The following is a 10,279-nucleotide window of genomic DNA, read 5'->3' as shown; positions in this document are numbered from 1 at the left end:
CAATGTAAATGCCTTCATCAGCCAACATTGGAACGATGATATTCGGAGGTAAATCGGCATACTCTGGTGTATTGCAGATATCTAATATCTGCTGCCTTTCGGCTTCTGATAGCTTATTATGAGGCTCGTGCTGCCGAGGATGCTGACGCATATCACTTGTGATTTCGGCAGAGTTCCGTGTCCAACGCTGGAACGTTCGTATTGATAACCCAACGGTGGAACAAGCCTTTGTCTTTGTTGCCCCTTTACGTACAGCTTCATCAACAAGTGTGACTATTTTAAGCCGCTCTGAGATAGGAATAAGTCTTCCTCGTTGATTTCCCAGAGGGCATTGAACTTTTCCCGCAAAACCAGTAGCGCAGCCGTTTCAGCAAGTGCTTTATCTTTACGTGCCAACTCCTTCTCCAACGCTTTTACCTTTCTGCGTTCATCACGTAGTAGCTTATTTTCTTTGTGTGACATTGAAGCCGATGTTGTACTCTGCGCCTTGATAGACAGTGCTCGCCAGGTTTTAACGTCATCGACAAATAACCCTTTAGACCTACAGTATTCAGCTAACTCGCGTTCAGACATTGTTGCAGTTTCAATCACTATGAAAAATCTCTGCTCCGCTGAATAATCAGTAGTAGCATTTTCTAAGGGCAGCTCTGTAGACAATAGGCCGCTTTCAACAAGTTCATTTCTCCACTTAGATACCACGGATGGACTCACATCTAATTCTTTAGCAATTCTTCGATGAGACCAATTATATGGTGGTAACAGCCAAGTTTGGCCTTTCGTTTTCACATCAATTGGAACTGGATTGGCTGGCATAGTTATCTCCTTAAAAATCTAGGCGACAACTATGCTGACACAGGGGGAAAATGGGTGATCGGATAATCCCGAAATGACTGATCGGAATGCTCCGAAATACGCAAAAAGCGCTCTAGCATCTTTTCTGGGCATAACACCTTAAGCTTTTTCTGTTTTGCTGGTGGGTGCTTTTTTTCGTTATGAATGGGTCTGACTTGCTTTGGTGCTGTGGTTGTAGTCGGGGATATGATGGTGCGACGAACCTGTATCTCTAGTTCTAATGCTAAAAGCGTAGCTTTATCTTTGCATGATGTTTTTAGCGAGCGTTTAACTTCACGAAGCCCGTCAAATAAGTGTCGATGCTCAGATGGGATTTGATAGCGAAACTGCCAAATGCCAGATTTTGAAATAGATAAATAGCGCATGTTTTAGTACCAAAATGTAGTACAAACAGCCTAATATTGAAGTGGTGAATACAAAAAGGGCGATAACTCAAAGAGTTACCGCCCTTTCCAAACGTTTGGTGGAGCTGGGGGGATTTGAACCCCCGTCCGAAAATCATTCATCATTGGTACTACATGCTTAGTCGATCTTTAATTTCACTACCACCTGCGAACCGACACGCGAATGAATAGCTAACCTGAATTGTTTCTCACGCTTCATCCCTCAGGTGGGGGAATCCACGCCAGCTTGATTTGGTTTGACCCCTCGTTGTTCCCCGTCTTACAAGCGGAAGCTAGGGCGAGAGGGCTCTGAGCAGGGTATTAAGCTGCTAGTGCGTAGTTTTCGTCGTTTGCGACTATTTTTTTGCGGTTTGTTAACGAGGCCTACCGCACCTCGGCATGCACCTCAGACTGCAAAATTCCCGTCGAATCCAAAATCAGCCCCAAGGTATTTGGCGCATACTACCAGAAAAGCCCTGCTTGTCCAGTAGTATACGTCTAAGTGGTTAAGTTTAACGCAGTGAGCTCTTCATTACTCGAGCTTTTTGGCGTTGCCAATCGCGATCTTTAATATCTTCGCGCTTGTCGTGCAGCTTCTTACCTTTTGCCACACCAATTTTGATTTTCACCCAAGAACGAGACCAGTAGAGTGAAAGAGCTGCTAACGTCATGCCTTCGCGGTTGATACGCCCAAGCAAATTATCAAGTTCACGACGGCTCATCAGCAGTTTGCGCACACGGGTAGGGTTAGCTACTACGTGTGTCGATGCCTGATTCAAAGGAGTGATAGTCATGCCACTAACGAAGGCTTCGCCGTCACGCATAAAAACGTAACTTTCAGCGATATTGGCTTTACCTTGGCGAAGCGCTTTCACTTCCCACCCTTGTAGCTCCATGCCAGCTTCAATTTCATCTTCGATGAAATACTCGTGACGAGCTTTTTTGTTCAGCGCGATAGTGTTGCTACCGGCTTTTTGTTTTGAGTTTTTATTTGCCATAGTGGGCTTATTATACGGCGTGCAACTTTGATAGGAAATGCTTTTATTTGCGCTGGCTGAGAATAAAAGTAAAATTGTGCAGGTCGTAAAAAGAATGTCCCTGAGAGGAGAAGCTATGAAGCAAGTCACCCGTTCTGCATTGGTCTCTTTTAGTGCAGAACAGATGTATGCCCTGGTTAATGATGTGGCGAAATACCCTGAATTCTTACCAGGTTGCTCAGGTACACGAGTGATTGAATCGCTTGAATCGAGCATGATTGCTTCCGTGGATGTGGCAAAGGCGGGAATCAGCAAAACATTTACTACCGCTAATACATTAACTCCCGGGGAATCGATTCTGATGACCTTAGTCGATGGCCCTTTTAAGACGTTACGCGGCGGTTGGTTTTTTACCGCCCTTGATGAGCAAGCCTGTAAGGTAGAGCTCAAACTGGAGTTTGAGTTTTCTAGCAAAATGATCGAACTGGCGTTTGGTAAAATCTTTAATGAACTCACCGGCAATATGGTGAATGCGTTTACGCAACGAGCGAAGCAGGTGTATCTATGAGCATTGAAGATGAAATGATCCACGTTGAGGTGGTCTATGCGTTACCACAAGAGCAGCGAGTTCTTAAGTTGGTGGTAAAACAGCAGGCGACGGTGGAAGAGATCATCCGCCAGTCTGGGGTGTTGGAACTGTATCCTGAGATCGAACTGAGCAAAAACAAGGTGGGAGTATTTAGCCGAATGGTGAAACTCAATGCCACTGTGCGCGATAAAGATCGGATAGAGATCTACCGTCCGCTGTTGGCAGATCCGAAAGAGATTCGCAGGAAACGTGCAGAGCAACAGAATCGCTAGCGCGAAAAGTCGGCTATTGCCCTTGTTCCGTTATGGAATTTGACTAATTAGCAATAAGAAATCCCGGCAAGTACTGACTGCCGGGTTTTTATTAGAGGCGGTGCTTGGGAGTTGAGATTAACGAATTTCTTCGAAAAAACTGTCACTGGCGGGAAAATCACCCGCGATATCGACCAATGTCCCTTCGTTGTTAAAGTTCACAATCAGATTCTTTTGTACTGATGCTTGGTGCCCTTCGGTGTGGTGATAGATGTAGTACCAAGTATTTGGGTAACCGTTTTCAACCAACATGGGCGAACCCATGACAAAGCGTACTTGAGTTTTGGTCATACCAAACTTGAGTTTGTCTACTGCTTGTTGCTCAACATAATTGCCTTGGTTAATATCGATTCGATAAACCAGTTTTTCCAAAACTGAACACCCTGTCAGCATCGTCATTGCCAACGGTAGGGCAACCAACCACTTCTTTAATTGCATAGCTAAATTCTTAGTAACCTCAAAAATACTGCGCCAGATAATAAACAAGCTCAGTGCAGATGTAAAAAGCTCTCTGTAATGTATCGGTCATTCTGACAGTGAATTTTGAGATCAGTTGCAATTATGTGTCAAAAAGCCAAGTTAAGGGAACTTGGCTCCAATAGCGGATTTTAGGCAGCGATCAAGAGCTCTTTGGCGTTTGCGAGCGTCGACTCTGTGATTTGGCTACCGCCAAGTAAGCGCGCTAGTTCGGATACTCGCTGCTCTTGATCCAGTAATCGCATCTGCGTTTCTGTGGTGCCGTTTTCGCTGTGCTTGGCGACAAACATCTGCTGGTGGCCGCATCCTGCTACTTGTGGTAAATGGGTGACACACAACACTTGAGTGGATTCTCCCAACTTGCGCAGCATTTTGCCTACGACCGCCGCAGTAGGGCCGCTGATGCCGACATCCACTTCGTCGAAAATTAGGCTTGGTGTGTCGACTTTTTGTGCGGTTATCACCTGAATTGCTAAAGAAATACGCGACAGTTCCCCACCAGACGCCACTTTGGCGATTGGTTGCAAGGGTTGGCCTGGGTTGGTTGAAACCAAGAAACAGACGCTATCTAACCCCAATGGTGATGGATGCGTTCCTTCATTGCTGACCTCAATACTAAACACGGCTTTTTCCATGCTCAGTTCATGCATGCTTTGCGTGATGAGTTTGTTTAACTCTTTGGCGTAGCGGCAGCGAGATTTATGCAGTTTTTCCGCGCATTCAAGAAAACGGTGATATTTTTCCTCGACGTTGGCAGCTAGTTCATCCATCTTCTCATCGGAGCAATCTAATGCTTCGATCTGTGCCAGCAGTTCCTGATGATGTTGGTACAACTCTTCTGGCAAAACATGGTGTTTACGAGAGATAGACATCACTTTAGAAAAGCGCGCTTCTACATAGGCAAGTCGCGATGGGTCAACATCTATGTTGTCTAGATAGCTGCGTAATTCGCTATTTGCCTCTTCAAGTTGAATGATGGCTTCTGCGACCATATCCGGTAGAGCTGCCAGCTTAGGATCCAACTCAGCCAATTCAACAAGTGCATTGCTGGCACTTTGTAAAATGCCAAGCGCATTCACTTCCTCGCCTTCGTATATCAGTTCAATTGCCTGCTGGCAGGTACTAGCCAACTCTCCGCTGTTAGAGAGACGTTTATGTTCTTGTTCAAGCTCAATAAACTCGTCTTCGCCGATAGCAAGTTCATTGAGTTCTTTAATTTGATATTCCAGCAGTTGTTTTTGAGCCTGATTCTGTAAGCTGTTTTCTTTAAGCTGTTTGAGATGATTATCCGCTTGTCGCCAGCTTTGATAGGCGACACGAGTATTTTTCAACAGGTTTAAGTGACCTGCGTATTGGTCGAGCATTGCCATTTGATGTTCACTTTTCATCAACTGGTGATGAGCATGCTGGCCATGGATATTGATCAATAACTGCCCTAAAGCTTTCAATTGAGAAAGTGGAACCGGGCTGCCGTTGATAAACGAGCGTGAACGACCTTCTTTAGTCACAATGCGGCGCAAAATGCACTCACTACCATCCAGTAGTTCGTTGTCTTCAAGCCAACGTGAGGCGTGAAGATTGTTATCCAGTAAAAATGCAGCGCTGACCTCGGTTTTTTCTTCGCCGCGTCGGACCATGCTCGCTTCGGCGCGACCTCCGAGACACAAGCCCAATGCGTCGATCGCGATTGATTTACCAGCGCCGGTTTCACCGGTGATGGTGGTCATTCCTTTAGATAGCTCGAGTTGTAAAGACTTAACAATGGCAAAATTATTAACACTTAGATGAGCCAGCATTTTGGTTTACCTGTATAACTGAACAATACTGTATGTAAAATCAGTATATACTGTTTCTTTATACAGTAAAGTTGTGTGAGAAAAAATTTGTGAGTCAGATTTTATTTCTCGCCAACTTTCTCTTATCGGAAACAAAAATATCGAACACAAAAAAAAGGTTGATGAGTCACCATCAACCTTTCCATCTATGCGTTTCAGTCAGCTAAAAAAGTTTGCTCGACCAACCAAGTTTCTTACGCAGAACATGGTAATAGCTGTAATCTTGCGGGTGAATAAGTCGTAGTCGATTTGGGCTTTGATAGATGTGGATCTCGTCGCCCGGAGAGACGGGCAGGGAGACTTGTCCATCACAGCTGACCTCTTGCGTGCCCCGATTATCTGGAGAAACCAGCAGTTTGATTCTTCTATTGGCATCGACAACCAGTGGGCGGCTCGATAACGTATGCGGAAACATTGGGACTAAGGAAATGGCGTTCAAACTGGGGGACAAAATGGGGCCACCGCCAGAGAGTGAGTAAGCGGTGGAACCGGTTGGTGTTGAGATAATCAGGCCGTCTGAGCGCTGAGAAAAAGCGAAAGTGTCGTCAATATACACTTCAAACTCAATCATATGCGCGATTTGCCCCGGGTGAAGCACGGCCTCATTTAACGCTGCGTTGTGACTTTTTACCTGCCCATGACGATGAATTTCCGCTTCCAGCAGAAAGCGTTCTTCTTCGATGTATGCTCCGTTCAAAACCGCTTCGAGCGCAGCTTGAAAATCCTCTGGATTGAGATCGGTTAAAAAGCCGAGATTACCTCGATTGACGCCGATCACTGAGATGTCGAAGCGAGACAAGATTCTTGCTGCGCCCAGCATATTGCCATCCCCGCCAACGACAATCGCCAGATCGGCTTTTTCGCCTAATTCAACCAAGCCCGAAAAGTGTGAGGCGGGGACGTCATCCAAAATATGCGCTAGCCTGTCATCAATAAACACTTGATAGCCGAGTGAGGTTAACCAGTGATACAAATCGCGATGCGTTTGTATCGCTTTCTGATCTCTGGGTTTTCCGATAATAGCGATCACGTTAAATGGTTTTTTCATAGCTTTTCCGCGTTAAAGAGGCTTGAATCGGGCGTTATCATCCCCATAATAATGGCAAGTTAGCCACTATTGCGAATTTTTGTGAAGTTAAAGCCAGTTACATAGGCTTGGCTTTAAAGGACAAAGTGTTGAATTCTGGAGATATCATGAGCAACGAAGAAAATAAAATCAACGAAGAACAGCTAAAACAGAACGAATCTGCGGACATCGAGGTAGATGCTGTTGGTACGGATGCTGATATCGAATGGAACCAAGCAGAGGAAAGCGACGAAGCGGCAGCGAAAATTGCTGAGCTGGAAGCGGCACTGCTTGCAAGTGAATCTCGAGTAAAAGAGCAGCAAGATGCGGTGCTGCGTGCCAGAGCGGATGTGGAGAACATGCGTCGTCGTAGCGAACAGGAAATCGATAAAGCACGTAAGTATGCGCTGAACAAGTTTGCTGAAGAGTTATTGCCTGTTATCGATAATTTAGAGCGTGCGATTCAAGCGGCGGATGCGGAAAGTGAAGCCGTGAAGCCATTACTTGAGGGCGTTGAACTGACGCACAAGACGTTTGTCGATACCGTTAATAAGTTTGGTCTGAAAGAGATCAACCCTGAGGGCGAAGTGTTCAATCCAGAATTCCATCAAGCGATGTCTATTCAGGAAAGCCCAGATCATGAGTCAAATACTGTGATGTTTGTGATGCAGAAAGGCTATGAACTCAATGGACGTGTGATTCGTCCGGCGATGGTCATGGTTGCAAAATAAATCACCATCATCAATTATGAAAAGAGAGGCATAGTCCTCTCTTTTTTGTTTGAAATCGATGAGCGAAAGATTGTTAATTAAGGGAATTCTAAATTTTCTCTGTTTGGAATTGGAAAATCCTACGCTTTCAGGTGTTTAGAGGTTAATGCTGTTTTGGTGAGCTAAATCTGATGAAAATTTCAACTTGCTCAATGTAACACTTTTGTAAATAGACACTTCGAATTGTTATTGGTGTGTGTATTATGCGCGGACGTTTAGCGCCTTTGGTGACATAAACGACTTCATAATGATAAATACCCAACACAACAATCTGGAGTGGAACGATGGATAAATCGCTCTCGTCAAAAATTTTTATAGGCTTGTTTGCTGGCCTGCTGCTTGGTTCTGCCATTCAATATCTTTTTCAAGGAATATCGCTGTTTGATGTCTATTTGTTAGGCGCAGCAGAAGGCGCGGGCGGGATGTTCGTTTCGCTCATTAAACTGCTGGTTGTTCCTCTGGTTTATGTCTCGATCGTCTGTGGCATTGTTGATCTAAAAGACATCTCCGCTTTTGGCCGTTTAGGCACGAAAACTTTTGCGCTTTACATCATCAACACGGTTATCGCGATTGCGGCGGCCTTGACGGTCGGGATGATCTTCCAACCCGGCGCGGATGCCAATCTAGTCGGTACTGTTGCGCAGTCGGTGAAACTGACGACGACAGAAACCCCGGATATCTTCTCCTTGGTGGTCAATATTGTTCCGAGTAATCCGGTACAAGCCTTTGCCAATGGCGACATGTTGCAAATCATCTTTATGGCGATTTTAACTGGCTTGGCGATTCAGGCATTAGATTCACGCGGTGGTCCGGCGATTCGTACTTTTAAACTGGCCAATGAAATCATGATGAAACTGGTTGGTCTGGTGATGAGCTTGGCCCCTTACGGCGTATTTGCATTGATGACCCAACTGGGCGCGACGCTGGATGCGCATACGCTGATGTCGGTAGCAGGTTACGTGGCATTGGTTGTCGCTATGCTGGTGTTCTGGATTTTCGTTTTCTACCCAATGGTCGTGGGCATGACGACCAGTGTGTCACCCAAGCAATTTTTGCGCGCGACTCGTGAGCAAGTGCTGTTTTCTCTCTCCACGGCGAGCTCGAATGCGACGATTCCTGTCACCATGCGCACGTTGACAGAAAAACTGCAGGTATCCAAGTCGGTGGCGGGTTTTGGTGTTCCACTGGGCGCGACCATGAACATGTCTGGCGTTTCTATCTATATTGCACTCGCTACCATTTTTGTTGCCAATGCGTTTGGTCAGCCAATCAACTCCGCAGATCTCTTCACGCTTGGTCTGACGATTCTGCTGCTTTCAATCGGCGCAGGTGGTGTACCTGGCGGTGGCGTGGTGATGGTCGGCGTTCTGCTGCATCAACTGGGTTTGCCACCTGAAGGTCTGGCGATTATCGCCGCGGTTGATCGTATCAACGATATGTTCTGTACCTCGTCAAATGTGGTTGGTGACACGGCGGTGAACACCATTGTGGCCAAAAGTGAAGGTGAACTGGCTCGTGATGAAGAGCAAACCGAACTGGCGTCAGAATCACGCTGAACTGCCCTTATCAAGTGACATAAATCAAGCGAAGCCAGTAGGCTTCGCTTGATATTTTGTTTGGCTGGACTAGGCTCGCTGTGCACGAGGTGTGAAGCTAGTGTTGATGCTCTTGCTCGACAGTGCCTACCCAGGTCATTAAGTTAGGCGCAAAGCTTAAGTTGTGTTTAGTTACTTCAGCCGTAACAGGGTTTACTTCGAGAAGCTGGTTGTTGATCGGGTCGGTCACGATGAGATGGCCAGTACGCTTATCTTCTGCCAGAGCAAAATTGGGTTTATCGGCTGAACTAGGTAGTTCGTTCCATAGCGAGATCGATTTATACAGAGAAAAGTTGTTCTCTGCCGACAGGAGATGCAGCGTACCGGCGGTAGAGAGAATCACGAGGTAGTCACTGCTTTGGCTAATAAGCTGCGCTTTTTCATTTTCTGTTTGTTGCCACTTAACTTCTTTGAGCTGACCAGCTTGAATTTGAAACAGTTGCTGGCTTGCCGAAGCGTAAGCGAGCAACGTATCTGCTTCATAGTCGCCTAGAATGCTGCCAAAGCGACTGCCCTCGGCCAAAGCGCTCGGATTGGCTAACTTGGTGGAAGTGACATTACCGTCTTGGATTTGAATATGCACGACGCCATCGCTGCAACCAAAAGCCACTTGAGTTTTGCTTTGAGCGCTGCCATGTAAAGCGGCACACTCTTCTGGCAGGAGAGCCACATCATGGAAATGATCGCCGTGTAGATGCGTTTGCAGCACTTTGTTCGGCAGGGCTGGGTTTGCGGCATTCTCGACAATCCCTGTGAAAACGTGTTCACCTAGTACTTGCGCTGTACCATGCACAGCATAGTTAAAGCGGTACGTTGCCAACGCCTCTGCATTGGCGATGGTAGACTCTCTGACTACCCGAAACTCGGCGTTTTCTCCACTGCCTGCGTTACCGTCAAAAAAGATCGCAGCGACGTTTTTGCCGAGATCGTAATGCGTGGGTTTGATGCCTTGATACTGATTACTGAGTAATTGAGGCGCTTCGGCGTGCAAGTGGAAATGGTCGCCGTGTGCTTCAGCTTCAAGGCCGCTATCAATGATTTCAACCAAATTTTGGTTACGCTGCATGGCTAAAGCATAGCGACCATTTGGGCTGGTTTTGAGGCCCGAGGCCGCATTTTGCAAACTGAACTGCGCCATAAGATCCCAATTTTTTCCGCCATCCAAAACGTAGATACTGTTGCTGTTTTGTTCTGTGACCACCAAGCGGCTCATTGCCGTTTGCGTCTCTCCCGAGTCTTGCTGTTGCTCACTCTCAGTTTTGTTTTCCCCTTCACTACACCCGCTGAGTACGAGCGCCAAGGCGAGAGACATTGCCGTACGTTTACCATTGATGTTTAACAGAGACTGCATCAAATATTCCCTTGATTCGATTGATGAAATAACCCCACACAATTCACTGTGCAGATACGATTGATTTTAATTA

General features: G+C 46.3%; 11 protein-coding genes and 1 other RNA gene. 4 read left to right on the top strand and 8 right to left on the bottom strand.

Translation table 11 applies throughout. The features are described from left to right. Nucleotides 1-273: 273 nt before the first annotated feature. The 4 genes from UF06_RS27085 to smpB form a co-directional block, all read right to left on the bottom strand. Entirely contained in the window at nucleotides 274-813 is a 540-nt protein-coding gene (locus UF06_RS27085; RefSeq protein ID WP_045570708.1) for a helix-turn-helix domain-containing protein, read from the bottom strand. 29 nt (nucleotides 814-842) lie between these two features. Further along, a complete protein-coding gene (locus UF06_RS24430) occupies nucleotides 843-1,217 on the bottom strand; it encodes a DUF6538 domain-containing protein (protein ID WP_226972813.1) in 375 nt (124 codons plus the stop codon). Nucleotides 1,218-1,313: 96 nt separating this feature from the next. Further along, nucleotides 1,314-1,680, bottom strand: a transfer-messenger RNA (tmRNA) gene (gene ssrA, locus UF06_RS24425). 67 nt (nucleotides 1,681-1,747) lie between these two features. Next, nucleotides 1,748-2,233 carry an SsrA-binding protein SmpB gene (gene smpB / locus UF06_RS12345; protein ID WP_039424337.1) on the bottom strand — a complete coding sequence of 162 codons (486 nt, stop codon included), beginning with the start codon at nucleotides 2,231-2,233 and terminating at the stop codon, nucleotides 1,748-1,750. Nucleotides 2,234-2,348: 115 nt separating this feature from the next. Here smpB and UF06_RS12340 point away from each other — a divergent pair, with 115 nt between their 5' ends. Together UF06_RS12340 and UF06_RS12335 are read left to right on the top strand one after the other, a co-directional pair. After that, on the top strand, nucleotides 2,349-2,780 hold the full coding sequence (locus UF06_RS12340) for an SRPBCC family protein (protein WP_039424339.1): 432 nt from the start codon (nucleotides 2,349-2,351) through the stop codon (nucleotides 2,778-2,780). Then, entirely contained in the window at nucleotides 2,777-3,073 is a 297-nt protein-coding gene (locus tag UF06_RS12335; protein ID WP_045570707.1) for an RnfH family protein, read from the top strand. The genes UF06_RS12340 and UF06_RS12335 overlap by 4 nt, the downstream gene beginning before the upstream one ends. 117 nt (nucleotides 3,074-3,190) lie before the next feature. Here UF06_RS12335 and bamE read toward each other — a convergent pair whose 3' ends face one another. From bamE to nadK, 3 genes are all read right to left on the bottom strand, one after another. Then, nucleotides 3,191-3,550 carry an outer membrane protein assembly factor BamE gene (gene bamE, locus UF06_RS12330; RefSeq protein ID WP_045570706.1) on the bottom strand — a complete coding sequence of 120 codons (360 nt, stop codon included), beginning with the start codon at nucleotides 3,548-3,550 and terminating at the stop codon, nucleotides 3,191-3,193. 170 nt (nucleotides 3,551-3,720) lie between these two features. Continuing rightward, a complete protein-coding gene (recN, locus tag UF06_RS12325; protein WP_045570705.1) occupies nucleotides 3,721-5,385 on the bottom strand; it encodes a DNA repair protein RecN in 1,665 nt (554 codons plus the stop codon). Between the two features lie 202 nt (nucleotides 5,386-5,587). After that, complete coding sequence (gene nadK, locus UF06_RS12320; RefSeq protein ID WP_045570704.1) at nucleotides 5,588-6,472, bottom strand: NAD(+) kinase; 885 nt, start codon at nucleotides 6,470-6,472, stop codon at nucleotides 5,588-5,590. 146 nt (nucleotides 6,473-6,618) lie between these two features. On the opposite strand from nadK, the gene grpE reads away from it, so the two are divergent. Then, nucleotides 6,619-7,221 carry a nucleotide exchange factor GrpE gene (gene grpE / locus UF06_RS12315; protein WP_039428747.1) on the top strand — a complete coding sequence of 201 codons (603 nt, stop codon included), beginning with the start codon at nucleotides 6,619-6,621 and terminating at the stop codon, nucleotides 7,219-7,221. Nucleotides 7,222-7,544: 323 nt separating this feature from the next. Continuing rightward, nucleotides 7,545-8,816 carry a dicarboxylate/amino acid:cation symporter gene (locus UF06_RS12310; RefSeq protein WP_045570703.1) on the top strand — a complete coding sequence of 424 codons (1,272 nt, stop codon included), beginning with the start codon at nucleotides 7,545-7,547 and terminating at the stop codon, nucleotides 8,814-8,816. A gap of 97 nt (nucleotides 8,817-8,913) precedes the next feature. Here the strand turns inward: UF06_RS12310 and UF06_RS12305 are convergent, their stop codons facing one another. Continuing rightward, nucleotides 8,914-10,206, bottom strand: a complete 1,293-nt coding sequence (locus tag UF06_RS12305; RefSeq protein ID WP_045570702.1) for a hypothetical protein — start codon at nucleotides 10,204-10,206, stop codon at nucleotides 8,914-8,916. Between the last annotated feature and the right edge of the window lie 73 nt (nucleotides 10,207-10,279).

The organism is Vibrio sp. S234-5, assembly GCF_000960595.1.
GTDB lineage: Bacteria > Pseudomonadota > Gammaproteobacteria > Enterobacterales > Vibrionaceae > Vibrio.
The sequence above is the reverse complement of the archived record's forward strand: the minus strand, read 5'-3'. Positions and strand labels throughout refer to the sequence as shown.

Bases quoted from the DNA above. Each gene is read 5' to 3' on its own strand.
- UF06_RS27085 (WP_045570708.1), bottom strand. From the start codon at position 813: ATGCCAGCCAATCCAGTTCCAATTGATGTGAAAACGAAAGGCCAAACT.
- UF06_RS24430 (WP_226972813.1), bottom strand. From the start codon at position 1,217: ATGCGCTATTTATCTATTTCAAAATCTGGCATTTGGCAGTTTCGCTAT.
- smpB (WP_039424337.1), bottom strand. From the start codon at position 2,233: ATGGCAAATAAAAACTCAAAACAAAAAGCCGGTAGCAACACTATCGCG.
- UF06_RS12340 (WP_039424339.1), top strand. From the start codon at position 2,349: ATGAAGCAAGTCACCCGTTCTGCATTGGTCTCTTTTAGTGCAGAACAG.
- UF06_RS12335 (WP_045570707.1), top strand. From the start codon at position 2,777: ATGAGCATTGAAGATGAAATGATCCACGTTGAGGTGGTCTATGCGTTA.
- bamE (WP_045570706.1), bottom strand. From the start codon at position 3,550: ATGCAATTAAAGAAGTGGTTGGTTGCCCTACCGTTGGCAATGACGATG.
- recN (WP_045570705.1), bottom strand. From the start codon at position 5,385: ATGCTGGCTCATCTAAGTGTTAATAATTTTGCCATTGTTAAGTCTTTA.
- nadK (WP_045570704.1), bottom strand. From the start codon at position 6,472: ATGAAAAAACCATTTAACGTGATCGCTATTATCGGAAAACCCAGAGAT.
- grpE (WP_039428747.1), top strand. From the start codon at position 6,619: ATGAGCAACGAAGAAAATAAAATCAACGAAGAACAGCTAAAACAGAAC.
- UF06_RS12310 (WP_045570703.1), top strand. From the start codon at position 7,545: ATGGATAAATCGCTCTCGTCAAAAATTTTTATAGGCTTGTTTGCTGGC.
- UF06_RS12305 (WP_045570702.1), bottom strand. From the start codon at position 10,206: ATGCAGTCTCTGTTAAACATCAATGGTAAACGTACGGCAATGTCTCTC.